The organism is Streptomyces racemochromogenes (assembly GCF_044129415.1).
Taxonomy (GTDB): Bacteria; Actinomycetota; Actinomycetes; order Streptomycetales; family Streptomycetaceae; genus Streptomyces; species Streptomyces racemochromogenes_A.
In genome coordinates this window covers 43,799-69,290 of the sequence record NZ_JBBDHD010000011.1, presented here as the reverse complement: position 1 = coordinate 69,290, position 25,492 = coordinate 43,799, and the positions used below count along the sequence as shown (strand labels likewise).

The 25,492-nt window shown below is 74.0% G+C and carries 24 protein-coding genes; 8 read left to right on the top strand and 16 right to left on the bottom strand.

All coding sequences use genetic code 11. From position 1 onward, the window contains the following. The first annotated feature begins 11 nt into the window (after positions 1-11). Both WDV06_RS06745 and WDV06_RS06740 read left to right on the top strand, forming a co-directional pair. A complete protein-coding gene (locus WDV06_RS06745) occupies positions 12-992 on the top strand; it encodes a beta-ketoacyl-ACP synthase III (protein ID WP_395508721.1) in 981 nt (326 codons plus the stop codon). A 62-nt stretch (positions 993-1,054) separates the two neighbouring features. Next, positions 1,055-1,330, top strand: coding sequence for an acyl carrier protein (locus WDV06_RS06740; protein WP_395508720.1), 276 nt, complete (start codon positions 1,055-1,057; stop codon positions 1,328-1,330). On the opposite strand, the gene WDV06_RS06735 is transcribed toward WDV06_RS06740, so the two are convergent. Genes WDV06_RS06735 through WDV06_RS06720 form a run of 4 tightly spaced genes read right to left on the bottom strand, consistent with a single transcriptional unit; the run spans position 1,323 to position 3,398 of the window. Continuing rightward, positions 1,323-1,829: a GNAT family N-acetyltransferase gene (locus WDV06_RS06735; protein ID WP_395508719.1), complete on the bottom strand. Its 507-nt coding sequence runs from the start codon at positions 1,827-1,829 to the stop codon at positions 1,323-1,325. The two genes, WDV06_RS06740 and WDV06_RS06735, sit on opposite strands and share 8 nt — an antisense overlap. Further along, entirely contained in the window at positions 1,826-2,245 is a 420-nt protein-coding gene (locus tag WDV06_RS06730; RefSeq protein ID WP_395508718.1) for an arsenate reductase ArsC, read from the bottom strand. Before WDV06_RS06730 ends, WDV06_RS06735 begins: the two co-directional genes overlap by 4 nt. Next, on the bottom strand, positions 2,245-3,018 hold the full coding sequence (locus tag WDV06_RS06725; protein ID WP_395508717.1) for an aquaporin: 774 nt from the start codon (positions 3,016-3,018) through the stop codon (positions 2,245-2,247). The genes WDV06_RS06730 and WDV06_RS06725 overlap by 1 nt, the downstream gene beginning before the upstream one ends. Further along, positions 3,015-3,398, bottom strand: a complete 384-nt coding sequence (locus tag WDV06_RS06720) for an ArsR/SmtB family transcription factor (protein ID WP_395508716.1) — start codon at positions 3,396-3,398, stop codon at positions 3,015-3,017. The genes WDV06_RS06725 and WDV06_RS06720 overlap by 4 nt, the downstream gene beginning before the upstream one ends. A gap of 82 nt (positions 3,399-3,480) precedes the next feature. On the opposite strand from WDV06_RS06720, the gene WDV06_RS06715 reads away from it, so the two are divergent. Beyond that, the gene (locus WDV06_RS06715) at positions 3,481-3,909 is read left to right on the top strand and encodes an ArsI/CadI family heavy metal resistance metalloenzyme (RefSeq protein WP_395508715.1); all 429 of its coding nucleotides are present in this window, start codon (positions 3,481-3,483) and stop codon (positions 3,907-3,909) included. 18 nt (positions 3,910-3,927) lie between these two features. On the opposite strand, the gene WDV06_RS06710 is transcribed toward WDV06_RS06715, so the two are convergent. Then, complete coding sequence (locus WDV06_RS06710) at positions 3,928-4,428, bottom strand: carboxymuconolactone decarboxylase family protein (protein ID WP_395508714.1); 501 nt, start codon at positions 4,426-4,428, stop codon at positions 3,928-3,930. Between the two features lie 94 nt (positions 4,429-4,522). Between WDV06_RS06710 and WDV06_RS06705 the strand changes: the two genes are divergently transcribed. The 4 genes from WDV06_RS06705 (at position 4,523) to WDV06_RS06690 (ending at position 9,774) form a co-directional block, all read left to right on the top strand. Continuing rightward, positions 4,523-5,464, top strand: a complete 942-nt coding sequence (locus WDV06_RS06705) for a pirin family protein (protein ID WP_395508713.1) — start codon at positions 4,523-4,525, stop codon at positions 5,462-5,464. A 21-nt stretch (positions 5,465-5,485) separates the two neighbouring features. After that, positions 5,486-5,842, top strand: a complete 357-nt coding sequence (locus WDV06_RS06700) for a GNAT family N-acetyltransferase (RefSeq protein ID WP_395508712.1) — start codon at positions 5,486-5,488, stop codon at positions 5,840-5,842. Between the two features lie 131 nt (positions 5,843-5,973). Beyond that, complete coding sequence (locus WDV06_RS06695; RefSeq protein WP_395508711.1) at positions 5,974-8,673, top strand: AAA family ATPase; 2,700 nt, start codon at positions 5,974-5,976, stop codon at positions 8,671-8,673. Positions 8,674-8,784: 111 nt separating this feature from the next. Next, positions 8,785-9,774 carry an AraC-like ligand-binding domain-containing protein gene (locus WDV06_RS06690; RefSeq protein WP_463668208.1) on the top strand — a complete coding sequence of 330 codons (990 nt, stop codon included), beginning with the start codon at positions 8,785-8,787 and terminating at the stop codon, positions 9,772-9,774. 4 nt (positions 9,775-9,778) lie between these two features. Here WDV06_RS06690 and WDV06_RS06685 read toward each other — a convergent pair whose 3' ends face one another. The 10 genes from WDV06_RS06685 to WDV06_RS06640 all read right to left on the bottom strand — a co-directional run bounded on the left by WDV06_RS06685 (position 9,779) and on the right by WDV06_RS06640 (position 23,197). Next, the gene (locus tag WDV06_RS06685; protein WP_395508755.1) at positions 9,779-10,522 is read right to left on the bottom strand and encodes a GPR1/FUN34/YaaH family transporter; all 744 of its coding nucleotides are present in this window, start codon (positions 10,520-10,522) and stop codon (positions 9,779-9,781) included. 17 nt (positions 10,523-10,539) lie between these two features. Continuing rightward, on the bottom strand, positions 10,540-12,435 hold the full coding sequence (locus tag WDV06_RS06680; RefSeq protein WP_395508709.1) for an amidohydrolase: 1,896 nt from the start codon (positions 12,433-12,435) through the stop codon (positions 10,540-10,542). Next, complete coding sequence (locus tag WDV06_RS06675; RefSeq protein WP_395508708.1) at positions 12,432-13,385, bottom strand: alpha/beta hydrolase; 954 nt, start codon at positions 13,383-13,385, stop codon at positions 12,432-12,434. Before WDV06_RS06675 ends, WDV06_RS06680 begins: the two co-directional genes overlap by 4 nt. Before the next feature lie 134 nt (positions 13,386-13,519). Continuing rightward, positions 13,520-14,350, bottom strand: a complete 831-nt coding sequence (locus WDV06_RS06670) for an alpha/beta fold hydrolase (protein WP_395508707.1) — start codon at positions 14,348-14,350, stop codon at positions 13,520-13,522. Positions 14,351-14,412: 62 nt separating this feature from the next. Then, positions 14,413-15,858, bottom strand: a complete 1,446-nt coding sequence (locus tag WDV06_RS06665; protein WP_395508706.1) for a dihydrolipoyl dehydrogenase family protein — start codon at positions 15,856-15,858, stop codon at positions 14,413-14,415. Next, positions 15,855-16,424, bottom strand: coding sequence for a Dps family protein (locus WDV06_RS06660; RefSeq protein ID WP_395508705.1), 570 nt, complete (start codon positions 16,422-16,424; stop codon positions 15,855-15,857). Before WDV06_RS06660 ends, WDV06_RS06665 begins: the two co-directional genes overlap by 4 nt. Positions 16,425-16,532: 108 nt before the next feature. Further along, positions 16,533-17,024, bottom strand: a complete 492-nt coding sequence (locus tag WDV06_RS06655) for a DoxX family membrane protein (RefSeq protein WP_395508704.1) — start codon at positions 17,022-17,024, stop codon at positions 16,533-16,535. Positions 17,025-17,029: 5 nt separating this feature from the next. Further along, positions 17,030-17,692 (bottom strand): hydrolase, encoded by a 663-nt coding sequence (locus WDV06_RS06650; RefSeq protein WP_395508703.1) that lies wholly within the window; start codon positions 17,690-17,692, stop codon positions 17,030-17,032. Positions 17,693-17,991: 299 nt separating this feature from the next. Continuing rightward, entirely contained in the window at positions 17,992-22,800 is a 4,809-nt protein-coding gene (locus WDV06_RS06645) for a tetratricopeptide repeat protein (RefSeq protein WP_395508702.1), read from the bottom strand. A 1-nt stretch (position 22,801) separates the two neighbouring features. Continuing rightward, positions 22,802-23,197 (bottom strand): trypco2 family protein, encoded by a 396-nt coding sequence (locus tag WDV06_RS06640; RefSeq protein WP_395508701.1) that lies wholly within the window; start codon positions 23,195-23,197, stop codon positions 22,802-22,804. 360 nt (positions 23,198-23,557) lie between these two features. Between WDV06_RS06640 and WDV06_RS06635 the strand changes: the two genes are divergently transcribed. Beyond that, positions 23,558-25,117, top strand: coding sequence for a serine/threonine protein kinase (locus WDV06_RS06635; protein WP_395508700.1), 1,560 nt, complete (start codon positions 23,558-23,560; stop codon positions 25,115-25,117). Positions 25,118-25,128: 11 nt separating this feature from the next. On the opposite strand, the gene WDV06_RS06630 is transcribed toward WDV06_RS06635, so the two are convergent. Continuing rightward, complete coding sequence (locus tag WDV06_RS06630) at positions 25,129-25,395, bottom strand: hypothetical protein (protein WP_395508699.1); 267 nt, start codon at positions 25,393-25,395, stop codon at positions 25,129-25,131. Between the last annotated feature and the right edge of the window lie 97 nt (positions 25,396-25,492).

The following is a 25,492-nucleotide window of genomic DNA, read 5'->3' as shown; positions in this document are numbered from 1 at the left end:
CTGCCCGCCCCATGATTCGGACAGCGGTCGTCGCCGCGGTCGCAGGACACCTCCCGCCCCGCGTCGTCACCAACCACGACCTGGCCCTGCGCTTCGACACCACCGACGAGTGGATCCGCACCCGTACGGGCATCGCCCGGCGCCACCACGTCGACCCGGGTACCACCACCAGCGACCTGGCGGTCCAGGCGGGACGCCGCGCGCTGGAGAACGCCGGTGAGGAGCAGGTGGACCTGGTCGTCGTGGCCACCACCACCCCCGACCGGCCGTGCCCCGCCACGGCACCCACCGTCGCCACGAAGCTGGGGCTGACGGGCGTCGCCGCCTACGACGTCTCCGCCGTCTGCACCGGCTTCCTCTACGCGCTGCACGCCGCCGCGGCGGCCGTACAGGTGGGGTCCGCCCGCCGGGCCCTGGTCATCGGTGCGGAGACGTTCAGCACCCTCCTCGACCCGGCCGACCGCACCACCGGCGTCATCTTCGGAGACGGCGCCGGCGCGGTGCTGCTGCGGGCCGGGGAACGCGGCGAGCCGGGATCGCTGGAATCCATGCACCTCGGCAGCGACGGGACCATGGCCGACCTCATCACCGTGCGCGGGGGCCGCGGCGACGCCGCCCCCGACGATCCGTACTTCCGGATGCAGGGAACCCCCGTGTTCATGGCGGCCGTACGGCACATGGCCCAGTCCACGCGCAGCGTCCTGAACGACGTCGGCTGGAGCGTCGAGGACGTCGACCACCTCATCGGTCACCAGGCCAACACCCGCATCCTGCGGGCCGTCGCGGAGAAACTGAACCTCCCGCCGCAGCGCGCGCTGGTCAACATCGACCGCGTGGGGAACACCGCCGCGGCCTCGATTCCCCTGGCCATGGCCGACGGCCACAGCACGGGCAGGCTCCGGAAGGGCGAGCGGGTCGTCCTGACCGCCTTCGGCGGCGGAGCCACCTGGGGCGCCGCCGCGCTCACCTGGCCGGACCTGCCCGCGCTGTGAGGGCCGCCCGGCCACCCCGACCACTCAGGCACCGCGAGCCCACTCCCCCGAAAGGCACTTCCATGTCCGACGCCGTGCTGGCCGTCCTCATCGACACCCTCGTGACCAGGTTCGACACGCCGCCCGGCAGCGCCGACGCCCACACCTCCCTCGGGGAAACGGCCGTCGACTCCCTCGCCCTGGTCGAGCTCGGCCTCATCCTCGAAGAGCGGCTGGGCACTCCCGTCCCCGAAGGCGTCCTGCACCCCGAGCAGACCCTCCGGGAGGCGGCACAGGCTCTGGCCGCGCTGCACTCGTCGGGCCCCGCACCCGTGTCCGCGCCTCCGGCGTTCAGTTGACGAGGGGGCTTCGGCGTTCGACGAGGACGACGTCGCGCCATGTGCCGTGGTGGCGACCGATGCGTTCGCGGGTGCCGATGATGCGGAACCCGGCGCGTCGGTGGAGGGCGAGGCTGGCGGTGTTCTCCGGGAAGATGCCGGACTGCACCGTCCAGATCCCGGCGGCGTCGGTGGAGGCGAGCAGCGCTTCCAGCAGCGCGAGGCCGACCCCCCGGCCGCGGGCGTCGGGGTGGACGTAGACGGAGTGCTCGACGACGCCGGCGTAGGCGCACCGGTCGGATACGGGCACGACGGCGGCCCACCCCAGCACCCGGCCGCCGTCGAGCGCGACCAGGCGGTGGTCGGGCAGCTTGGCCCTGTCGAACGCCTCCCAGGCCGGGGCGCCGGTCTCGAAGGTGGCGTCGCCCTCGTCGATGCCGAGCTGGTAGATCGCCAGGACCTGCTCGGCGTGCTCCGGGCGCAGGGGCGCGATGCGCACGCCGGTCTCGGGGGCCGTCACGCCGCGGGCTCGATGCCGAGCTCGGCGAGCAGGCCGCGGATGCGGCGTTCGATCTCGTCGCGGATCGGCCGGACCGCCTCGACGCCCTGCCCGGCGGGGTCCTCCAGCTGCCAGTCGAGGTACCGCTTGCCGGGGAAGTAGGGACAGGCGTCGCCGCAGCCCATGGTGATCACCACGTCCGAGGCCTGCACGGCCCCGGTGGTGAGGACCTTGGGGGTCTCGGCGGAGATGTCGATGCCGACCTCGGCCATGGCCTCCACGACGGCCGGATTCACCGTGACGGCGGGGGCGGATCCGGCGGAGCGGACCTGGACGCGGGTACCGCCGAGGTGGGTGAGGAACGCGGCGGCCATCTGGGACCGGCCGGCGTTGTGCACGCAGACGAACAGCACGGACGGGGTGGCGGAGGCGCTCATCAGGCCAGGGCGCTTTCTTCGGTGGAACGGGCGGGGGCGACGGGCTGCCGCCCTGTCCGGGGGACGACGACCTCGTCCCGGTCCGCGGCGGCCGGGCGGCCGAAGCAGACGGCGACCAGGCCGAGACCGGCGGCGGCGCCGAGCAGCTGCGCGGCGAGGAACGGCAGCACGGAGGCGGGGGCGATGCCGGCGAAGGTGTCGGTGCACGCCCGGCCGATCGTCACGGCCGGGTTGGCGAAGGACGTGGAGGAGGTGAACCAGTACGCCGCACCGATGTAGGCGGCGACCAGCAGCGGCGCCAGGTGCGCGCGGCCGGCGCGGGCCAGGCCGAAGACGAGCCAGACGAGCCCGGCGGTGGCCACGACTTCGGCCAGCCACAGGTGTCCGGCCCACCGCTCGTGGGTGGAGAAGGCGACCAGCGGCTTGCCGAACATCGCGTCGGCCAGCACCGCGCCCCCGACCGCCCCGGCGACCTGGGCGGGCAGGTACGCGGCGACGTCGCGCAGGGCGGGGCCGTCGCCGGTGCGGCGGGCGGTGAACCAGGCAGCCAGGGTGACCGCGGGATTGAAGTGCGCCCCGGACACCGGGCCCAGGAAGGCGATGAGCACGCCGAGGCCGAAGACGGTGGCGAGTGAGTCGGCCAGCAGCTGCGTCCCGACGTCGTGGGTCAGTTCGGTGGCCTGGATCCCGGAGCCGACCACCACCGCGACCAGCGCGGCCGTCCCCAGGCCCTCGACGGCGGCCCGGCGCAGCAGCGGGGCGGGCGCGCTCACGCGGGGGTCTTCGCGGACACGGCGGGAATCTCCAGCAGGGCCGCCGGCTTCGCCAGGGCCTCGGGGAGCACCCAGTAGTACACCCACGTTCCACGCCGCTCGGAACCGACCAGCCCGGCCTCGCGCAGCACCTTCAGGTGGTGGGAGATCGTCGGCTGGGAGACGTCGAACGGGCCGGTGAGGTCGCACACGCACGCCTCGCCGCCCTCGTGGGAGGCGATCAGGGACAGCAGGCGCAGCCGGATCGGGTCCGACAGGGCCTTGAACATCCGCGACAGCTCGGCCGCGGCCTCCTCGCCGAGCGGCTCGCGGACCATCGGCGCGCAGCACGCCGTCTCCTCGTCCTGTCCGAGCACCGGCAGACCAGCTTGTTTCGACATTCCTCAATATTGACAGCCGTCGATCCCGGTGGCAAGGTCGAGCTATATCGACAGATGTCGAAACAGCAGTTGGGAGACCGCCATGTCCCGTGTCCAGCTCGCCCTGCGCGTTGCCGACCTCGAAGCCTCGATCGCCTTCTACTCCAAGCTGTTCGGCACCGAGCCGGCCAAGCGGCGCGAGGGCTACGCCAACTTCGCCGTCACCGAGCCCCCGCTCAAGCTCGTCCTCATCGAGGGCGAGGCCGGCGAGGACACCCGCCTGGACCACCTCGGCGTGGAGGTCGCCTCCACCGAGGACGTCACCGCGGCCACCACCCGGCTCAAGGACGCGGGCCTGGCCACCTTCGAGGAGAACGACACCTCCTGCTGCTACGCCCTCCAGGACAAGGTGTGGGTCACCGGCCCCGGAAAGGAGCCGTGGGAGGGCTACGTCGTCAAGACCGACGCCGACACCCTGGGCAAGAGCGCCGAAGGCACCCCGGACGCCTGCTGCGGCACCACCGCCTGCTGACCCCCGACGAGCGCCCGGTCAGCGGGCGGGCGCGTCCCGTACCGGGTGCTTGCTGAGTATCGAGACCCGGTTGAAGGCGTTGATCGTGATCGCCACCCAGATCACGGCCGAGATCTCGTCGTCGTCCAAGACCTCGCGCGCCTGCGCGTACGCCCGTTCCTGCGCGAGGGCGTCGGCGGGGTGCGTGGTGGCCTCGGCGAGGCCGAGGGCCGCGCGCTCGGGGGCGGTGAAGAGGTCGGTGTCGCGCCAGGCCGCGAGCACGCCCAGGCGCCGGGCGGCCTCTCCGGCGCGCAGGGCGGCGCGGGTGTGGACGTCGAGGCAGGAGGCGCAGCCGTTGAGCTGGGAGACCCGCAGGTTGACCAGCTCGACCAGGATGCGGTCCAGGCCGGCCTCGGCGGCCGTCGCACGGACGGTGTCCGCGGTCTTGACCAGCGCCCGGTACGCGGCGGGGCTCTGCTTGTCGAGGTAGATCCGGTCCTTGGTCGGGTGCGCTTCCGCGGTCCGCGCCGTCTCGGTCACCGTGGGCTCCTTCGCCTGTTGTCCTGGGTCGTCTTCGGGACTATGATCACCGATAGTTGTTGAAAACGAAACTATTTTGGAGAGGGGCCGGGAGATGGAGCACGCGGAGGCAGGGACCGAGGCCGCGGTCGAGGTCCTCTCCGCCCGGGACGTCCCTCTGGGCGGACCTCGGGCGATGACGGTACGGCGCACCCTGCCGCAGCGGGACCGGACGCTCATCGGGGCCTGGTGCTTCGCCGACCACTACGGCCCCGACCGGGTCGCCGACTCCGGCGGAATGGACGTCGCACCCCACCCGCACACCGGACTCCAGACCGTGAGCTGGCTGTTCAGCGGCGAGATCGAACACCGCGACAGCCTGGGCACCCACGCCCACGTGCGGCCCGGCGAGATCAACCTCATGACCGGCGGACACGGCATCAGCCACACCGAGGTCTCCACCCCCGCCACCACCGTACTGCACGGCGTACAGCTCTGGGTGGCCCTTCCGGACGAACACCGCCACGCGCCCCGCGAGTTCCAGCACCACGCACCCGGACCGGTCCGCGTCGACGGCGCAGGCCTGCGGGTCTTCCTGGGCACCCTCGCGGGCCAGGCCTCCCCCGTCCGCACCTTCACCCCGCTCCTCGGCGCCGAGATCCTGATCGACGCCGGCGCCACGGTCACCCTCGACGCGGACCCGGAGTTCGAACACGGTCTGCTCGTCGACACCGGCGACGTCCGCTTCGAAGGCACGCCCCTGCGTCCCGCCGAACTCGGCTACGCCGCCCCCGGCCGTACCACCCTCACCCTGGCCAACGACTCCGGCCACCCGGCCCGGACGGTCCTCCTGGGCGGCCCACCCTTCGAGGAGGAGATCGTGATGTGGTGGAACTTCATCGGCCGCAGCCACCAGGACATCGTCGAAGCGCGGGAGGAGTGGGAGCGGGCCTCCGACCGCTTCGGCACCGTCGACGGCTACCCCGGCGAGCGGCTCCCCGCCCCAGCCCTGCCCAACGCCGTCATCACACCCCGCAAGAACCCCTCCCACCGCTGACATCGCCCCGGAAGGCCCGTCATGAGCGACCAGACCACCGCCCTCAGCACCACCGCCCCCGCCGTCGTGCGCGTCGACGCCCGCCACCGCTACGAGATCCTCGTCGACGACGCACGCGCCGGCCTCACCGCGTACCGCGACCGCGACGAGCAGCGGGTCTTCTTCCACACCGAGATCGACGACGCCTACGCCGGCCGGGGCCTCGCCGCGATCCTCGTCGAACAGGCCCTGACCGACGTCCGCGCCTCCGGCAAGCGGATCGTGCCCGTCTGCCCCTACGTCGCCAAGTTCCTCACCAAGCACCGGGAGTTCTCGGACATCACCGACCCCGTCACCCCCGAGGTCCTCACCTGGCTCGACGCCCGCCTGGGACGCTGAGCCCGCACGGAGCGCGAGTTCGTCATCGGGGCGGCGGCGACTATGCTCCGGCCAGTGCCCTCCGACCGGGCCGCCGGACGGTGCGGGCGGAGGACGCGTCTTCGCAGGCATGAGGTTTCGGGAGTCCCGTGGTGATCGGACGTCAGGAAGAACGGGCGTTCATCGCCGAGGCGCTCTCCCCCCGAGCGGCGTCGTCGGTGCTGCTCCTCGGGGAGGCCGGAGTGGGCAAGACCCTGCTCCTGGACACCGCCGTCGAGGAGGCCGGCCGCGCCGGCGCCCGGGTGCTGCGCGTGCGGGGCAACGCCGCCGAGTCCGAGCTGGCCTTCGCCGGCCTGCACCAGCTGCTGCTGCCGCTCCTCGACGACGTCGGCGGTCTGCCGCCCCGTCAGCGCGCCGCACTGCTGGCGGCGTTCGGCCTCGGGGACGACCCGGCTCCGCCGGACCTGATGATGATGAGCCTGGCCGTGCTCACCCTCACCTCCCAGGCCGCGTCCACCGCGCGGCTGCTGCTGGCCGTCGACGACGCGCAGTGGCTCGACCGCGGCAGCTGCCAGGTGCTCGGTTTCCTGAGCCGCCGCCTGGACGGCGAGTCCATCGCCCTGGCCTTCGCCGCCCGCGGGTGGCGCCCCGACTGGCTGGACGCGGCCGTCCCGGAGCTGGTCGTACCCCCGCTCCCGCCCGCCGAGGCGGAGGAACTCCTCGCCGCGCAGCCGGACGCCCCCGTCGGGGCGGCCCGCCGCCACCTCCTCGACACCGCCGCCGGCAACCCGCTGGCCCTGGTCGAGCTGGCCCGGTCCTCCGCCCGCGACGGCCGCCTCCCCGCCGTCGGCCCCGTGCCGGTCACCGATCTGCTGGAGCGTACGTTCGCCGACCAGCTGGACGCGCTGCCCGCCCCCACCCGCGCCGCGCTGGTGGTCGCCGCGGCCGCCGAGGGCGCCGCCCTCGGCGACGTCCTCGCCGCACTGCCTTCCGGCCCCGACACCGACGTGTGGCTGCCCGCCGAACGCGCAGGACTCGTACGCCTCCAGGCCGACCGCATCGCCTTCCGCCACCCCCTGATCCGCTCCGCCGTCTACGGAGCCGCCCCGTTCGCCGAACGGCGACGCGCACACCTGGCGCTCGCGGCCGTCCTCGGCGCGGACCCGGACCGGCGGGCCTGGCAGCTGTCCGCCGCCACGGTCGCCCCCGATCCGGAGGTCTCGGGCGAGCTGGAGCGCACCGCCCTGCGCGCCCTCGCCCGGGGCGCCGTCGCCGAGACCGTCGCCGGCCTCGAACGCGCGGCCCAGCTGCACCCCGTGACGGCCGAGCGGACCCGGCTGCTGTCGACCGCGGCCTACGCGGCCGTCGTCGCCGGCGACACCGAGCGGGCCGAAGCCCTCGCCGCCGACGCCTCCCGCCTCGACGTCGGCCCGGAGGCGCTGCGCTGGATATCGGCGCTCAGCGGCCTCGTCGCCATGCTGACCCTGCGCCTGGAGCGCGCCTTCGCCCTGGTGGTGCCCGACGAGCTGCCCGGCTCGGCGCAGATCGACGCGGGCGTCTCCACGATCGCCACCGGCGTCGCGTACCACTCGGGGCTCCCCGCGCAGCGGGAGCGGCTCCGCCCCATGCTCGCGGCGCGCTCCGGCGACGACGGCATGGCCACCCACCCGTTCCACCTGTGGGACACCGGCTGCACGGCGCCGTTCGTCCACGGACCGGCGATCCGCGCACTGCTGCCCGCCGTGACGGCCTCCCCCGGCCTGCTCCCCACCGAGCGCCACACGCTGGGCGTCCTGTGCCTGCTGCTCGACGAGACCGAGACCTCCATCAGCCTGCTCGGTGAACTCGTCAACCCGCAGTGGGAGGGCGCCGCGGACTTCCATGCCGGGACCACCGCCGCCGACCTGGCCTTCGCCCATCTCGACGGCGGCCGATGGGCCGACGCCCGCCTCGGCGTCGAGCGGCTGGCCGAAACGTTCCTGGCGGGCCGGCACACCCTCGGGCCCGCCCGTGCCCTGGCCGCGCTGGCCACCGTGTGCGCCCTGACGGGCGAGGTGGAGACGGCCCTGAGCCACGCGGCGGCCGTCCTCGCCGTCACCGAACCGGCCGGGGCGCTCGCCACCGCGGCCCGCGCCCACCGGGCCGCCGGTCTGGCGGCCTCCGCCGTCGGGGACCACACCGCCGCCCACCGCCACCTGCGTGCCCTCTACGACGGAGCGGGGGCACCGCTGCACTACCACCTGTCCTGCTACGCCGTCGCCGACCTCGCGGCCGCCGCCGCGCTCACCGGCCAGGCCGAGGACGCCCGTACCGTCCTCGCCCGGGTCCGTGCCGAGGTCGGCGACGGGGCGTCGGCCCGGCTGCGCCAGGTCCTGCTGCGTACCACGGCGCTGCTCGCCGAGCCGGCCGACGCGGGAGCGCACTTCCGGGAGGCCCTGGAGGACCCGGCGGGCGGGCGCTGGCCCTTCGAGCGGGGCCAGGTGTGGCTGGAGTACGGCGAATGGCTGCGCCGGCAGCGTCGGATCGCCGATGCCCGCGCGGCGCTGACCAAGGCGCGCGCGGTCTTCGAGGGGCTCGGCGCCGGCCCCTGGGCGTCCCGCGCCGAGGCCGAACTGCGCGCGGCCGGCATCGCCGTCGAATCGGCACCGCACAGTGCCCTGCGCTCGCTGACCCCGCAGCGGCAGCGGATCGTCCGCCTCGCCGCCCAGGGTCTGACCAACCGGGAGATCGGCGAACGGCTGTTCCTCTCGCCGCGCACCGTCGGCACGCACCTCTACCAGGTCTTCCCCGTCCTCGGGGTGTCGGCGCGCAGCCAGCTGCGCGACGTGGTGGAGCGGGAACCCGGGGACTGAGGAACGCGGGCGTCCACGACGTACGTCATGTGACGGATGGCCCCGGCGGGCGGGGGTCCGAGAGTGGGTGCAGAGCGCCCCCTACCGCACCCGGAGCCTGACATGTCCGTCATACGGTCCACCCTCGCGCTGCCGCCCGGTGAGCGCGCCGAGTACTGGCACGAGCTGGTGTCCGGCACCTTCATCCCGCTCGACGTCCGGCTGCACGAACCGGTGCCCTCGGCCGGGACGATCACCAGCAGGCGGCTCGGCCCCCTCCAGATCTCGGAGGTGGAAGCCGGACCCCAGACGGTGGACCGCAGCGCGCGCAGGATCGCCCAGGGCGGTGAGGAGTACCTGACCGTCACCCTCCAGCAGAGGGGAAGCGCACGGCTCACCCAGGGCGGCCGCCAGGCCGTCGCCGGCCCCGGCACCTTCACCTGCTCGGACGCCGGACGGCCCTACCGGCGCGAGCAGCCCGGCACCTTCCGCTTCACGGCCTTCCGGGTGCCCAAGGCGTCTCTGGGCGTCCCGGACGGCGATCTGCGCACCGCCACCGGCACCCTGTTCGACGGCGCCTCCGGGACGTCCGGCCTGGTGGCGGCGTACCTGGGCCGGCTGGCCGAACAGGCCGCCGGATTCGACCCGCACACCGCGCACCGGCTCGCCCTGACCACCTCCGATCTGCTGGCCGTCCTGTTCCGCGAACGGGGCGGCCGGCTCGACCCGCAGGCTCCGGAGCACGCGCACGGCATGCTGACCCGTGTGCAGGAGTACGTCCTGCTCCACCTGGGCGATCCCGCCCTGGGGCCGGAGCGGATCGCGGCGGCCCACCACATCTCGGTGCGGTACCTGCACAAGCTGTTCCGTACCGGGGGCACGACGGTGGGGCGCTGGATCCTGCGCGAGCGGCTGGAGCGCTGCCGCCGCGAACTGGCCCGGCCGGCGGCCCGGTCCGTCCCGACCGTGGCAGCCGTCGCCCAGCGCTGGGGGTTCGTCAGCCCCTCCCACTTCAGCCGGGCCTTCCGTGCCGCCTACGGCATGACGCCCCGCGAATGGCAGGCCGCCGCCCGCCTCCGGCCGGCCGGGGCGCCCGGCCCGTCGGACCGGGCGTCGCGGTGACGGCTCACAGGGTGCGGCGTACGCCCGCCTGGCGTTCGATGTTGCGGAGTTGGACGGTGAGGTTGCCGTCCATGGCGTGGTGGGCGGGTCCGCTGCGGCCGATGGGCAGGACTTCCTCGCCGCGCATGTCTTCGAGCATGAGGGCGAACGCCGCGTAGGTGGCGACGAGGGCGACCAGGACGCCCAGGGCTCCCGCCGTGTGGGTCAGCCATGCCGTGTCGGTGAGTCCGCCCAGTCCGGTGGCCGCCCAGCGGGGCAGGGAGGCGACGAGGACCAGCCACAGGGCGCGCTTGGGCCGGGTGACGGCCGCCATCAGCGCCCCGAAGCACAGGAACGCCAGGTTGAAGACGCCGAGGACCCGGGTCCCGCCCGGGGCGCCGCTGCCCATGACGAGGGCGTAGGCGAGCCAGCTGCCGGCGAAGGTGCCCATCAGCGTCGCGGCGATCACGTCGCGGGCCTGGAAGGCCAGGTGGCTGACGAGGAGTTGCAGGGCGAAGGCGGGCAGTACGCACAGGGCGACCGCCCGTCGGTCGGTGGTGTCCAGGACGCCCAGTTGCAGGCAGCCGGTCATCAGGGAGGCGATGGCCACCGTGAAGAAGCCCAGTGGCATCGGCGAGGCGATGGGGCGCAGGTTGATGCGGGTCATCGCCCGCAGGTCCGGTTCGAAGTGGCGCCCCGATGTGTCTGGGGTCCCGGGTTCCTGCGCGGGTGGGGAGCCGGTGGGCTCAGCGGTGGCGTCGGGGCTCATCTGCTGGTCCTCCTCGTTCAGTGCGTCAGGCACGGGTCGACGGGGCAGGCCGGGCCGGGGGCGGGGCCGGCACCGGTGCGGGCCGCCCGCCAGGCCCGGTGGAGTTCGGACTCGGCCACCATCTCGGCCACGGTGTCGGCCTGGGCGGCGCCGTCGCCGCGGGCGGCGTATCCGCCGAAGTGGGCGACCGGGCTCCACGCCGGGGAGACCGGTGGTACCGCCTCCTCCAGGCCGGCGTACTCGGCCGTGGCGTGCACGATGCGTCCGCCGACCACCGTGCACACCGACTCGATGTCGGGGATGGTCTCGGCGGGCACGGTGAAGTAGTCGTGGGAGAGAACGGCCAGGTCCGCGTAGCAGCCTTCGCGCAGGACGCCCTTGACGTCCTCCTCGCCGGTCAGGCGGGCACCGCCCCGGGTATAGAGGTCGAGCGCCTGGCGTCGGTCGAGGAGGTTCGCGGACGGGTACAGGGGTGTGCCGCCGACGGTCCGCCCGGTGACGAGCCAGTGCAGGGCGACCCACGGGTTGTAGGAGGACACGCGGGTCGCGTCGGTGCCGGCGGCGACGGTCAGCCCGCGGTCGAGCATGGCGGAGACCGGGGGTGTCCGGGCGGTGGCCTGCGCGCCGTAGCGGTCGAGGAAGACCGCGCCCTGGAAGGACATCCGGTTCTGCACGGACAGGGAGCCGCCGAGGGCGGCGATCCGGTCGAGGCTGTCGTCGCGGACCGTTTCGGCGTGGTCGAACAGCCAGCGGTTCCCGGCGGGGAAGAGGCCTTCGACGGCGAGCTTCTCGAACACCGCCAGGTCGCGCCGGATGGTCTCGTCGTAGGTGGCGTGCAGGCGGAAGCCCCAGCCGTTCTCCATGAGCAGCCGCACGGCCTGCTCGAACTCGGCCTCGTAGCCGGGGTCGAGGGCGGGCCGGGGTTCGGCGAAGTTCTCGAAGTCGGCCGCCGCCCAGGTCAGGTTCTCGCCCGCGCCGGCGAGGCGCAGCCATGCGTCGCCGTCGCCGGGACGGACGGCCTCGGTCCAGCGGCGCAGGTCGTCCAGCTCCTGGCCGGCGGTCTGCGGGAAGAGGTAGTACGCGATGCGCAGGGACAGTTCCCCCGAGCGGGCCAGGTCGGTGACGGTGGCGTAGTCGTCGGGGAAGTTCTGGAAGCCGCCGGCGGCGTCGAGCGCCGAGGTGAGGCCGAACCGGTTGAGTTCGCGCAGGAAGTGCAGGGTGGAGGTGCGCCGGTCGGCTTCGTCCAGGCGCGGCGCCTTGGCGAGGGTGGAGTACAGCACGAGGGCGCCGGGGGCGGCCAGCAGCACTCCGGTGGGTTCGCCGTCGCGGCCGCGTACGATCTGTCCGCCGCGCGGGTCGGGGGTGTCGCGGGTGAAGCCTGCGGCGCGGACGGCGGCACGGTTCATCAGGGCCGACTGGTAGAGGTGGAGGACGAAGACGGGGGTGTCGGGGGCGGCGGCGTTCAGTTCGGCGACCGTCGGCATGCGGCGTTCGGCGAACTGCTCGGGGGTCCAGCCGCCGACGACACGGATCCACTGGCCCTTGGGGGTCCGGCCGGCCTGCTCGCGCAGCATCGCCAGGGCGCGGCGCAGGCTCCGTACGCCGTCCCAGCGCAGTTCCAGTACGTAGTTCAGGCCGCCACGGATGACGTGGAGGTGCGAGTCGTTCAGTCCGGGGACGACCCGGCGGCCCAGCGCGTCGACCACCCGGGTGTCCGGGCCGATGAGGTCGACGAGGTCGTGATCGTCTCCCAGGGCCACGATGCGGCCCTCGCGGATGGCGACCGCACCCGCCGAGGGGCGGAGGGGGTCTCCGGTGTGGACCTTGGCGTTGCGGACGACGAGGTCCGCGGCGGCCGGGTGACGGTGGGCGGACGGCGTCATGCCGGCGACGGGCATGCCGGTGTCGTTCATGCCAGGGCCTCGCGGAGGGTGTCGGTGGCCAGGCGGACGGCCAGGCGGGCGGCGCGGGTGTCGCGCAGCGCGTCGAGCATCACGAAGTCGTGGATGGTGCCCAGCACGCGCAGGGAGCTGACGGGGACACCGGCCTCGCGCAGCCGGGCCGCGTACGCCTCGCCCTCGTCGCGCAGCACGTCCGCCTCGGCGGTGACCACCAGGGCCGGCGGGAGCCCGGTGAGCTGCTCGACGCTCGCGCGCAGCGGGGACGCGGTGGGCCGGGCGCGTTCGGCCGGGTCGGTCGTGTACTGGTCCCAGAACCAGCGCATGGCGTCACGGCGCAGGAAGTAGCCCTCGGCGAAGTCCGTGTAGGAGGCGGTGTCGAAGGAGGCGTCGGTGACGGGGTAGAACAGCACCTGCGCGAGGAGGCGTACGTCGCCGCGTTCCTTGGCCATCAGGGTGAGGGCGGCGCTCATGTTGCCGCCGACGGAGTCGCCGGCGACGGCGATCCGCGCGGGGTCGAGGTCGTGGGCGGTGCCGTCGGTGGTGATCCACCGGGCGACCGTGTAGTTCTGCTCGATGGCGACGGGATAGCGGGCCTCGGGCGAGCGGTCGTACTCGGGGAAGACGACGGCGGCGTGCGCGCCGAGGGCGAGTTCGCGCACCAGCCGGTCGTGGGTGCGGGCGTCGCCGAACACCCAGCCCGCGCCGTGGATGTAGAGGACCACGGGGAGGGTGCCGGGGGCGCCGCGCGGGCGGACGATGCGGGTGCGGACCTCGCCGGTCGGGCCGCCGGGGACCACGATCCACTCCTCGTCCACGGGCGGCAGGGCGACGCCGTCGCCGCTCTGCACTCCCTCGACGGCCCGACGGCCTTCGGCGACGGGGACCTCGTAGAGGTAGGGCGGCTTCGCGGTCGCGTCGGCGAAGGCCTGGGCGGCGCCTTCCAGCACCGGACGGTGGGACATGCGGGCTCCTTGATCGGTCGTGGTGTGGCTCGAATGCGTTTCCGGGGGCGGTACCGGGGTGGCCCCCGGGGGTGCGGGGCCGGCGGCCGCTCCCGGACGGGAGACGGCCACCGGCGCGTCGGGGTGGGGCCGGCTCAGCCGAGGAAGGCGAGCAGTGCCTCGTTGACCTCGTCCGCGTGGGTCCAGAGGAGACCGTGCGGGCCGCCGGGGACGACGACCAGTTCGGCGCCGTCGATCAGGCGGGCCAGCGGGACCGCGGTGGAGTCGATGGGCAGGGTGCGGTCGGCGTCGCCGTGGACGATCAGGGTGGGGACGTCGATGCGGGGCAGGTCGGCGCGGAAGTCGGTCAGCCAGGCCTGGACGCAGTCGAGGGTGCCCTTGGCGGAGGCTCCGACGGCGACGTTCCAGCTCGCCCGCACCGCCTGCTCGCTGATGCGCTCGCCGCCCAGGACGTCGACGTTGTAGAAGTCGGCGAGGAAGGCGGTCATGAACGCGAACCGGTCGGCGCGGATGGCTTCCTCGATGCCCTTGAAGACCACGCCGTCGACCCCGGCGGGGTTGTCGTCGGTCTTGAGCAGGAACGGCGGGACCACGCCGATCATGACGGCCTTGGCGACCCGCTCGGAGCCGTAGGTGCCGAGGTAGCGGGTCACCTCGCCGGTGCCCATGGAGAAGCCGACCAGGACGGCGTCGCGCAGGTCGAGGGTGGTCAGCAGCTGGTTCAGGTCGGCCGCGAAGGTGTCGTAGTCGTAGCCGTCGGCGGGCTGGTCGGAGCGGCCGAAGCCGCGCCGGTCGTAGGTGATGACCCGGTTCCCGGCGGCGAGGAGGGCAGCGGTCTGCTTCTCCCAGGAGGCGCCGTTGAGCGGCCAGCCGTGGATGAGGACGACCGGGCGGCCGTTGCCGTGGTCCTCGTAGTAGAGCTCGACGGGCGCGGAGTTGCCCTCGGCGACCTTGATGTACGGCATGTGTGTACTCCTCGTGTGTGCAGATGGATGGTTCTGTTGGGTCGGGCGGGGGTGGTGGGGGCTCAGAGGCCGTAGGCCTCCAGCAGGCGCAGCCAGATCTCGCTGACGGTGGGGAAGGCGGGGACCGCGTGCCACAGGCGGTCGAGGGGGACCTCGCCCGCGACGGCCACGGTGGCCGTGTGGATGAGTTCGGTCGCCATGGGGCCGGTCAGGGTGCAGCCGAGGACGACCCGCCGTTCGGCGTCCACCACGAGCTTGGCGTGGCCGCGGTAGCCGTCGGCGTGCAGGGCGGCTCCCGCGACGTCGTCAGTGCGGTATTCGGCGGTGCGCACCGTGAACCCTGCCTGGCGTGCCGCGCGTTCGGTCAGCCCGACGCTCGCCGCCTCGGGAAGGGTGAAGACGGCCTGCGCGGCCGCCGCGCGGACCGTCCCCGGCTGCCAGGAACCGACGGCGGCCGGCCGTCCCGCGTCAGCCGCGAGCGCGGCGGCGCAGGCCCGGGCCTGGTACTTGGCCAGGTGGGTGAGGTGCGAGCGTCCGGATACGTCCCCGATCGCGTAGAGCCAGCCTCCGGGCACCGAGGTGACCCGGCCGGTGTCATCGACCGGCAGCCCGGCCGGGGCGGACGCCGGGTGCCCCGGGACGACGTCCTCCAGGCCCAGGCCGGCGGTGCGCGGCCGGCGTCCCACGGCCACGAGCAGTTCGTCGCAGCGCAGAACGCCGCCGTCGTCGGTCGTGACGCTCACCTCGCCCGTGTCCGCGTCACGGGCGGCCGCCAGGGCGGTGACCCCGAACCGCACGCCGATGCCGAGGCCGGTCAGTCCGCGGGCGATCTCCTCGCCCGCGCAGGGCTCCCAGTCCGACAGCAGCGCCCGGCCGCGGACCAGGAGGGTGACCTCCGCGCCCAGTGAGCGCCAGGCGGTGGCCGTCTCGCAGGCCACCACGCCTCCGCCGACGACGACCAGGCGGTCGGGCACGGCGTCGGCCGTGGTGGCCCGCTCGCTGGTCCACACGCCGATGCGGTCCAGCCCGTCGATGTCGGGCATGACCGGTTCGGAGCCCGTGGCCAACACCACGGCCCGCCCGGCCCGCAGCACGCGGGTCGCGCCGTCGGTCGCCGTGACGCGCACCCGGCGCTCGCCGTCGAGCCGGCCCCGGCCGCGCACCAGGGTGGCGCCGGCCGCCGTGAGCCAGGCGGCCTGGCCGCTGTCGTCACCGCGTCCGGTGAAGCGGTCCCGGCGCGCCAGGACGGCCTCGGGCTCGGGCGGTCCCGTCACCGACTGCCGGGCCCCGTCGACCGCACGGGCCGACGCGAGGGCCGCGCCCGGCCGCAGGAGGGCCTTGCTGGGGACGCACGCCGTGTAGGAGCAGGCACCGCCGACGGCCCCGTCCTCGACGACGGCGACGCTCAGACCGGCGTGCGCGGCCCGGTCGGCGAGGACTTCCCCGCCGGGCCCGGCGCCGATCACCACGACGTCGTACGTCTCGACCGTCTCCTCGGGCTCGGTCACACCCGTACCAAGGGGGTGTCGACGAGGTGTTCGGCGAGGAACCACACCTGTGCTTCCCCGGTGCGGACGACCTCGGAGACCAACAGGTCGTTGCTGCCCTCGTCGCCCTCGGCCGAAATCCGGGAGGCGGCATCACGGGCGTCGACGAGGATGCGCTCGTGCGCGTCCAGGAGCCGCGAGAGCATGACCGGGACCGGCTCGACGCCGTCGGGCGGACGGGGGATGGAGGTCAGCTCGGCGACGTGGCGCGGATCGCCGACCGCGACGCCGCCGAGGCTCTGGATGCGCTCGGCCAGCGAGTCCACCAGGGCGGACTGGGCCGTGGCATGATGGTCCAGCAGTTCGTGGAGCATGTGGAACGTCGCACCGCGGACCATCCAATGGTGCTTGCGGTACAGGGCGTGGAGGATCTGTGTGTCGGCGAGTATCCGGTTGAGGCGTTGACAGGCGTACATGCGCGTGTCGTGGCCGAGGCCGAGCGGAAGCTGCTTGACCGTCCCGAAACGCTGGGTCTCGGGGCTCTTCTGGTGCAGCAGCGGCTGGCCGCCGCCGGTTGCGGTCTCCATGGCGGAGTTCTCCTCGGGTGGTGCGCGATGTCCTGTGGGGTGGCCCGGCCGCCGGTTCCAGGGGGAGTCGGCCGGCGGCCGGGCCGGAATGGGGGGCTGGGCGGCCGGCTAGGCGGTGGGGGTGCGGTGCAGCACGAGCCGGGTGAGCAGTCCGCTGCCGACGCCGGCCGAGAGCACGAGCGCCGTCCACCACAGGGGGTACGTGTCCAGGCCCAGTGCCGCGTCCAGGGACCAGGCCCCGGGGCCGGTCGCGGCCAGTGCGGCGGCGGCGCCGATCAGCACGAGGGGGTACTCGTAGCCGTCGTTCTGCACCCAGAGGCCGTTGGGCCACTTCACGGTGAGGGCGACGGTCATGACCCCGATGGCGCCGGTCGCGGCGAGCGGTGTGAGCAGCCCGGACGCGAGCAGCAACCCGGAGCCGATCTGACCGCCGCCCGCCGCGAGGGCCGTGAGGGCGCCGCCGCGGAAGCCGTCCGCGCGGAACTCCCGCGCCCCGCCGTCGAGTCCCCTCCCGCCGAGGCGCGTGCTGATCTTCTGTACTCCGTGGCCAGCGATGAGCAGGCCGACCAGCAGCCGGAGGGTCAACAGGCCGGTGTCCACGGGGGTCAGCCGGCCGCGTGCGCGCCGATGACCGTCTGCGCGTAGACGACGCCGAGGCCGTACGCGCCGGCGTGCTCCTTGACGATCTCCATGACGGCGCCGTACGTCTCGGTGCGGGCCCAGTCGCGCTGGAGCTCCAGCAGGACCTGCACCCAGGTGACCGGGACGGCGCCGGCGGCGATCATCCGCTGGAGGGCGTGCTCGTGGGCGGCCGGGGTCACGCCGCCCGAGGCGTCGGAGACCACGTAGACCTCGTAGCCCTGCTCCAGGGCCGACAGCGCGGGCAGGACGAGACACACCTCGGTCCACAGGCCGGACAGGATGATCTTCTTGCGGCCGGTGGCACGGACGGCCTCGACCAGGGCCTCGTCCTCCCAGGCGTTCATGCTGGTGCGGTCGATGGGCTTCTGGTCGGGGAACACCGCGGCGAGCTGGGGCAGGAGCGGGCCGGAGAAGGACTCGGCGGCGACGGTCGTGAGAACGGCGGGCACGTCGAAGGCGCGGGCCGCCTTGCCGAGGCCCACCGTGCTGTTGATGATCGCGGCGCGGTCGCCGCTGCCCGTGCCGAAGAACATCTGCGGCTGGTGGTCGACGAAGAGCATGACCGCGTTGTCGGGGGTGAGCAGGTCGGAACTCGGGCCGGCGTGCACCTGGGCGATGTCGAACATGAAAAGAGGCGTCCTCTCGTGAAACGGGAGACCGAAGCGGTCGAGGGGCCGGTCCGTCACTGCGGTGACCGGCACTCCCTGAACGTAGGTCCGCGCCGGCCGGACGGGTTGCCCGAGCGCGCCGCGCTCATTGCCGCTGCGTGCACTCCTTGATCACGGGCCGCGGGCCCCTCCCCCATCGGCTCGGTCACCCGCGCCGGTGCGTGCGGCACGGGATGTCGCCGGGCAGGGGCGCGGGGGCGCGGCAGAGCCCCTGGCCCATGCCAGGGGCTCCTGAGGCTGGACAGCCGCTTCGGGCGTCAGGATCCGTCTGTGCCGGAGGGGCGCAGGGGGCGACCCCGTTCGCCCCGTACCGCTGACAGTTCCGACCGGGCCTTCGCCGTGTCCGGGTGGGCGGGCCCCAGGATGCGGGTCCGGTCCTCCACGACGGACGTCAACAGCCCGATGGCCTCGCCGGTGCGTCCTGCCTGCCGGTGGGAGGAGCCGAGGTGGTGTCGGGCGGTGAGGGTCTGGGGGTGGTCCGGGCCCAGGGCCCGGACGCAGGCGGCCAGGGCCTGCTCTCCGACGGCGATGGCCTCGGCGAGGCGCCCGACGAGCCGGTAGGACACGCCGAGGCCGCCCTGGGCGGTGAGGGTTTGGGGGTGGTCCGGGCCCAGGAGCCTGGTGCGGGCGGCCAGGACCTGCTCTCCGACGGTGACGGCCTCCTCCAGGCGCCCGGCGAGGCGGTAGAAGGGGGCGAGGTTGCCGTGGGAGAGCAGTGTGTCCGGGTGGTGGGGGCCCAGGAGTCGACGGCGGGTGGCCAGCACCTGCTCCCCGAGGGCGATCGCCTCGTCGTTGCGGCCGACTCCGTGGTAGGAGAAGGAGAGGTTGCTGAGGGCCGTCAGGGTCTCCGGATGCTCCGGGCCCAGGACCCGCACCTTGTCGGCGAGGACCTGCTCCTCCATGGCGATGGCCTCGTCGAGGCGTCCCGCGTCCCAGTAGCAGCTGGCGAGGCTGCCGCGGGCGGTGAGGGTGTCGGGATGGTCGGAGCCCAGGACGCGGGTGCGGTCGGCAACCACCCGTTCCAGCAGGGCGGTCGCATCGGCGGTGCGCCCGGCCTGGTGGTAGGCCGCGGCGAGGTTGCTGCGGGTGGCGATGGTGTCGGGGTGCTCGGGGCCCAGGAGCCGCTCCCTGTCGGCGAGGACCTCCTCCCCGAGGTCGATGGCCTCGGCGGAGTGCCCGGCCTGGTGGTAGGCCGTGGCCAGGTTGCTGCGGGTGGTGAGCGTGCTGGGGTGGTGCATGCCGAGGATCCGTACCTCGTCGGCGAGGACGTCCTCCTCGATCTCCACGGCATCGTCGAGACGTCCGGCCTGTTGAAAGGCCGTGGCCAGGTTGGCGCGGGCGGTGAGGGTCCGGGGGTGGTGGGGGCCCTGGACGCGCGCGCTCTCGGCCACCACCTGTTCCAGCAGCGTGATGGCCCGGGCGGCGTGCCCCGCGTCCTGGTGGGCGAGGGCGAGGTTGCCGCGGGCGGTGAGGACCTCGGGGTGCTCCGGGCCCAGGAGCCGCTCCTTGCCGGCGAGGACCTCCTCCCCGAGGTCGATGGCCTCGGCGGTGCGTCCGGCCTCCTGGAGGACCACGGCGAGGTTGCTCCGCACCGTGAGGGTGTCCAGGTGGTGCGCGCCCAGGACGCGCACGCTGTCGGCGGCCGCCCCTTCCAGTAAGGAGACGGCCCGGGCGGTGTCCCCGGCCTCCTGATGGGCCAGGGCGAGGCTGCCGCGGGCGGTGAGGGTGTCGGGATGGTCGGAGCCCAGGACGCGGGTGCGGTCGCTCACCACCTGCTCCAGCAGCGTGACGGCTCGGGCGCTGTGTCCGGCCTGTAGTCGGCAGACCGCGAGTTCAGCACGGACACCGATGGTGTCGGGGTGGTCGGGACCCAGGGAGCGGACGCTGTCGGCAGTGAGCCGCTCAAGCAGGGCGAGGGCGTCCCCGGTCCGTCCGGCGTGTCGGTGGCAGGCGGCGAGGACGCCGCGCGCGGCGAGCGAGTCGGGGGTGTGGGCCAACACCTCTCCCAGCAGGGAAGCGGCTTCGTCGGTGCGGCCCATCCGTACCAGCAGGGCGGCGAGCTCGGTCCGGGCGGTCAGGGTCCTGGGGTGGTCGGGGCCCAGGAGCCGCGCCTGGTCGGCGGCCACGTCCGTCAGCAGGCCGAGGGCTTCGTCGCCGCGCCCGACCAGGCGGTAGGACGAGGCCAGGTTGCCACGGGCCACGAAGGTCTCGGGGTGGTCGGGGCCCAGGACGCGCGCGCTGTCGGCCGCCACCTGCTCTTCGAGGAGGACGGCCTCGTCCGTTCGCCCGGCCCGGAAGTACGACAGGGCGAGGCTTGCCCGGGCCGTGAGGCTGTGGGGGTGGTCGGGGCCCAGGAGCCGGACGCGGTCGGCGAGGACCTGCTCCTTGACGGCCAGCGCCTGCTCGTTGAGTCCGGCGTCGTGACAGGAGTCCGCGAGGTTGCCGAGGGCGCCGAGGGTGTCGGGGTGGTCGGGGCCGAGGACCCGTCGGCAGTCGGCCACGAGCTGTTCGAGCAGAGCGACCGCGTGGGCGGTGCGCCCGGCCTTCCGGTGGGCGAGGGCGAGGTTGCCGCGCGCCGCGAGCGTCTCGGGGTGGTCCGGGCCGAAGGTCCGCGTGTCGTCGGCCACCGCTCGTTCCAGCAGCGGCACGGCGTCGCTGGTGTGCCCGGCCTGCTCGTGGCAGAGCGCCAGGACGCCCCGTGCCGTGAGGGTGTCGGGGTGGTCGGGGCCCAGGATGCGCTCGTAGTCGGCGAGCACCTGCTCCCCGAGGGCCACGGCATCATCCGGACGTCCTGCCTGTCGGTGGGCGAGGACGAGGTTGCCGCGGGTGGCCAGGGTGTGGGGGTGGTCGGGGCCCAGGAAGCGTTCGTGGTCCGAGAGGACCCGCTCCCCGGTGGAGACCGCCTCGTCGAAGCGTCCGGCCTGCCTGTACGCGACGGCGAGGTGGGCGCGGGCGCTGAGCGCGTCGGGGTGGTCGGGGCCGAGGAGGCGCCCGCCGTCGATGGCCAGCTGGTTCCAGTGGGCGGTGGCGGCCGTGGCCAGGCCGGCTTCGAGGAGGCTGGTGCCGTAGCGGAAGAGCAGGCGGTGGGCGTGGGGGTCGGAACGGTCGAAGTGCCAGAGGAGTCCGCCGGCGTTGCCCCGCAGCGCTTCGGTGTTGGCCCTCAGGACGACGGCGAGGGCGTGGTCCTCGTGCTCCTCCGCCGGCCACAGGGCGAGGAGCGCGTCGGCGGCCGTGCCGTACGGGCGCTCGCCGGCGGGGGTGGTGTCGAGGGTGGCGCGGGCGGTGAGCGCGTGGAGGGTGACCTGCCGGTTCGGTTTCTCGGTGAGGGTGAGGAGGCTGTAGTTGTGCAGGACGGCCAGGGCGTCGAGCGCGTCGTCTTCCCGCACCCCTCGCACGGCGCCGCGCCCGTCCTCGACCGCGGCGCGCTCGTCCCCCGCCGCTGCGGCACGGGCGCGGGCGAGGTGCTCCAGAACCGGCTCGGTGGCCCACAGGGCCTCGGGATGGCCGGCGGGGTCGAGGAGCGAGGCCAGGACCAGCGCGTGCACGGTGAGCGGGTCCTCCTGCCGGACGGCGTCGAGGGACAGCAGAAGGGCCACTGCGACGGACAGGTGGTAGCCGTCGACGCCGTCGCGTGCCGGTAGGACCTCCTCCAAGGACCGGCCGCGCTCACGGAACGACTGGAGGTACCGGCTGCTGCTGCGCCGCCGCTGGATCATGTAGGCGGCGGCGTAGGCAAGCGCCAGGGGCAGGTGCCCGAGCGCCTCGGCGAGGTCGGCGCTCCCGGCGTCCAGCAGGTGGGAGCAGCGGGCGCCTTCGAGGCGCTCGCGCAGGTAGGCGGCGGACTCGGAAGCCGAGTAGACGCCGACGTCCACGAGTGCGCGCCCGGCGTCGCTGGCCGCGGCCCCTCGCAGCCGGCTGGTGGCGATCACCCGTCCGCGGCCGCCGCGGCTCGTGGCGGGCCACAGGTTGCCGAGGGTCTGGTCGGTGATGTTGTCGAGGACGACCAGCCACGTCCTCTCGGTGGTGGCGAGCCAGGCCAGGAACGCGGCCGCGTCCTGTTCGACGGTCTCCGGCTGTCCGCCGACCCCGGGCACCCGCACCTTCACCGCGGTGCGGGCGTACGCCTCCAGCACACCGGCCGGCCGTGTGGCGTCCACCCACAGCACCAGGTCGGTGCCCTCGTTGACGGCCCGGCGGGCGTAGTGCGCCGCGAGCTGGGTCTTGCCGACCCCGCCCTGCCCGGCCAGCACCTGGGACAGGACGACGGTGCCGGACCTCTCCCGCGCGTCGTCGATGACCTCGCACACCGCGGTTCGCGGTTGGAAAGCACTGGGTTCGGCTGGGAGATCGCCCTCCAGGACCGGCCAGTGGACCGGGCCCTTCTGGGCTTCGACCGACTCCAGGTCGGGCATGATCCGGCGGTCGCCGTGCCGTGACAGGAGGTCGGCGAACCGCGGGATCCCGAACAGGGGGTGGACCGGCTGGGCGTGCAGGCGGCGCTGCCCGAGTGCCGGGTCGGCTTCGGTGACGACACCGACCAGCCGTCCCTCGCAGAAGACGGCGCTGCCCGAAACCCCCGCCCACGGCGACGCGCCGTTGCGTCCCCTCCGGTGCTCGGGCCAGATCGGGGTGTCCAGGACCCATCCCCCGCCGGTCCTGGAGGTGCCGGCCGGGGGCAGGTCGCCCCGCAGGTGCTCCACCTGCGGTTCCCCGCCGTCGTCGGCGAACGAGGGGAAGCCCAGGCCCTCGTACGACAACAACGCGGCCCCCGCCGGCCGGCCCCACCGCACGGGGGCGGAACCGCCCACGTCAACGGGCTTGTCCAGCCAGAGCAGCGCCACGTCCACCGTGTCGGCGATGTGGTCGTGGGGAGTGGGCCAGCAGACGCGCACGCCGCGCCGGTGCAGCTCGTTGCTCAGGACCGGATGCCCGACGCGCACGCTCAGCCACGGTTCGGGTTCGCGCACGACGTGGAGGCTCGTCAGGACCAGCTGGGGCCCGATCAGATAGCCGGTGCCGTTCGGTGCGTCCCCTACGCGGATCAGTACCAGTCTCTTCGGATCCATGTCACTCGTCCCAGGGCTCGGGCTGCGACGGCTCGGACGGCTGAGAGCCGTAGGCGGGGTGCGGCGCCCTGCCGTACGCGTGGGGGACCGCGGCACCGCGCTGGACCAGGAAGCGTCGATCCGGGCCGAGGGCCTCGTCCAGGACGTTCAAGGTGAGGGTGAGCCGCTCTCGCCGGACGGCCCCGCGGGCCCCTCCGGCCTCGGCCTCGCCCTTCGTGCCGAGCGCGCCGACGGACACCTTCACCTTGCCGGTGCCGTCCCGCCGGAACTCGACCTCCAGCTCCAGCTCCGCCTTCTCCACTTCGAACCTCAACTGCTGCCCCGCTGCGTCGGTCTGCGCCTGGTACAGCTCCGAGCGCAACTGCCGCAACGCTTCACTGAGACTGATCTCGTCCATCCGTACCGTCCCCACCCATCCGTGGCCGCCCGACACCGTGGTGCTCGCGGCGCACAACCGGTCCAGCCCACCCACGACGGCCGCAACAGACCCGCTCCGTCGACGCGTACCAGTCTGCTGGCGGAGGAGGGCGCTCGTCCCGGGAACGGCCAACTGTCCACCCCGCCGCGCGCCGGGAGGGCGGTCGGCCGCTGCGGTGGCACAGCTCGGCATCGGCCGCAACGGATCGTGCACCCGCCGAGTCGGTGCGCTGGCATCCTGATCCCGAGCCGGATCGAGGGGGGCGCGCACGGCGGGCGGAGGACCGCCGGGGCGCCACGGTCCGTGACCACCGCACGTCTCAGGAGGAGCCAGGTGAGTGTGAGCGGGCTGCACGCGGGGGACCCGAAGAAGATCGGCGGTTTCAGGCTCGTCGGTCGGCTGGGTGTGGGGGGCATGGGCGTCGTCTACCTGGCGCAGGGCGCTGACGGCCGACTCGTGGCCCTCAAGAGGCTCCGCGAGGAACTCGCCGCGGACTCCGAGTTCCGCGCCCGTTTCCGGCGTGAGGCCGCAGCGTTGCTGCGGGTCCAGGGCGCCTGCACGGTCCGCGTTCTGGCGGTCGAGGTCGAGGCGAGCACCCCGTTCGTCGTCATGGAGTACGTACCGGGTCCGACACTGGCGGAGTACGTGGGCGAGCACGGACCGCTGCACGGCGACATGGCGCACGGATTCGCCGTCGGCCTCGCCGAGGCGCTCGGGGCGATCCACCGGGCCGGGATGGTGCACCGCGACCTCAAGCCCGCCAACGTCCTGCTCGCGCAGGACGGCCCGAAGGTCATCGACTTCGGCATCGCGCAGGCCGTCGACGGGACGGCGCTGACCCGCACCGGGATCGCGGTCGGGACCGTGGGCTACATGGCACCGGAGCAGGTCCGGGGGCAGGCCGGACCGCCGGCCGACGTGTTCGCATGGGCGATGACCGTCGCCTACGCCGCCACCGGACGGCCACCGTTCGGCACCGGGCCGTCCGAGGCGGTGCTCTACAGGATCCTGCACGACGAACCCGACCTCGACGGTGTTCCCGCCCGGCTCGAACCACTCCTGGCGGCGGCCCTGGACAGATCGCCCGAGCGGCGTCCCACGCCCGGTCGCCTGCTCGCCGAACTGAGCGGCGCCGAGGGCCCCGCAACGGCCCCCGTGACGGCGATCGACGCGGAGGCCGTCACCACGGTGCTCGCCGCGGCGTGGCGGATGCCCGAGACGGCCGTGCCGCCGGTTCCCCGGCCGAAGCAGCGCACCACGCGGGCCGCCGCCGCGGCGGCGGTACTCCTGCTGTCGACCGCCGGGATCCTGTGGGCGGTGCTGACGGGCGGCGACGGTTCGACGGCGTCCGGCGCCGCCGGCTCGGCCGTGGCTGCGAGCGGGTCGGCGGGCACGGCGGGGCCCTCCTCGTCCTCGAAGGGGCCCACGCCGGCCGCCGACACCGGAACGAGGACACCCTCGGCCCCTTCCGGCCCGACCACATCCCCCGCACAGCCCGCGCCGTCACCGTCCGCGCCCACGGGTGCGATCACCAACACCCACAGCGGCCTGTGTCTCGACACCAACGGTCCGCAGCGCCCCGGGCTGGAGGTGGTGCTCCGCGCGTGCGGGTACTTCAGCGGCCAGATCTGGCAGTACGACGGGACGAGCCGGCACCTCACGAACCCGCCCAGCGGCCTGTGCCTCGACACGAACGGGGAACCGGCCGCCGGCGCCCGGGCCGTGCTCGGTCCCTGCGGCAACCACACGGGCCAGCAGTGGCAGTACGACGCCACAGGCGGCCCGTTCACCAACCCCGCGAGTGGCCTGTGCCTGGACACGGCCGGCCCCCCGGCCGTCGACACCGGCCTGCTCCTCAACCCCTGCGGGAACTACACCGGCCAGCACTGGAGGATCTGAACCGGCCGGAATCAGCAGCGGTAGCCGTGGGGAACCCGGAGGAGGGCCACGAAGACCCACAGCATGGCCGCACTGCCGAGGGTGCCCCCGAGGAGGGCTGCCGCAGGGCTCCGGCGTCCTGCGTACCCGATGAGCACCCCCCACCATACGGTCGCCGTGATCGTGAGCAGGGCTCCGTAGAAGACCAACGCGAGGCCGTTGGCCGCGCCGTTCACTCCGACGTCGCATGCCCGCCAGGCCGCTGACAGCAGGACCGACCCGAGCACGCCAGTGCTCACACCGGCCACAGGGCCGGTCACCCGAGCCCCCCACTGTCCGCGCGTCATGTGCGATTCCTGACCTCTGGGACGTTCTCGCCCGGAGCTTACCTCGCGG

Excerpts from the sequence above, each read along its gene's own strand:
- WDV06_RS06745 (WP_395508721.1), top strand. The coding sequence starts at position 12 with ATGATTCGGACAGCGGTCGTCGCCGCGGTCGCAGGACACCTCCCGCCC.
- WDV06_RS06740 (WP_395508720.1), top strand. The coding sequence starts at position 1,055 with ATGTCCGACGCCGTGCTGGCCGTCCTCATCGACACCCTCGTGACCAGG.
- WDV06_RS06730 (WP_395508718.1), bottom strand. The coding sequence starts at position 2,245 with ATGAGCGCCTCCGCCACCCCGTCCGTGCTGTTCGTCTGCGTGCACAAC.
- WDV06_RS06720 (WP_395508716.1), bottom strand. The coding sequence starts at position 3,398 with ATGTCGAAACAAGCTGGTCTGCCGGTGCTCGGACAGGACGAGGAGACG.
- WDV06_RS06715 (WP_395508715.1), top strand. The coding sequence starts at position 3,481 with ATGTCCCGTGTCCAGCTCGCCCTGCGCGTTGCCGACCTCGAAGCCTCG.
- WDV06_RS06705 (WP_395508713.1), top strand. The coding sequence starts at position 4,523 with ATGGAGCACGCGGAGGCAGGGACCGAGGCCGCGGTCGAGGTCCTCTCC.
- WDV06_RS06700 (WP_395508712.1), top strand. The coding sequence starts at position 5,486 with ATGAGCGACCAGACCACCGCCCTCAGCACCACCGCCCCCGCCGTCGTG.
- WDV06_RS06685 (WP_395508755.1), bottom strand. The coding sequence starts at position 10,522 with ATGAGCCCCGACGCCACCGCTGAGCCCACCGGCTCCCCACCCGCGCAG.
- WDV06_RS06680 (WP_395508709.1), bottom strand. The coding sequence starts at position 12,435 with ATGAACGACACCGGCATGCCCGTCGCCGGCATGACGCCGTCCGCCCAC.
- WDV06_RS06675 (WP_395508708.1), bottom strand. The coding sequence starts at position 13,385 with ATGTCCCACCGTCCGGTGCTGGAAGGCGCCGCCCAGGCCTTCGCCGAC.
- WDV06_RS06670 (WP_395508707.1), bottom strand. The coding sequence starts at position 14,350 with ATGCCGTACATCAAGGTCGCCGAGGGCAACTCCGCGCCCGTCGAGCTC.
- WDV06_RS06660 (WP_395508705.1), bottom strand. The coding sequence starts at position 16,424 with ATGGAGACCGCAACCGGCGGCGGCCAGCCGCTGCTGCACCAGAAGAGC.
- WDV06_RS06650 (WP_395508703.1), bottom strand. The coding sequence starts at position 17,692 with ATGTTCGACATCGCCCAGGTGCACGCCGGCCCGAGTTCCGACCTGCTC.
- WDV06_RS06645 (WP_395508702.1), bottom strand. The coding sequence starts at position 22,800 with ATGGATCCGAAGAGACTGGTACTGATCCGCGTAGGGGACGCACCGAAC.
- WDV06_RS06640 (WP_395508701.1), bottom strand. The coding sequence starts at position 23,197 with ATGGACGAGATCAGTCTCAGTGAAGCGTTGCGGCAGTTGCGCTCGGAG.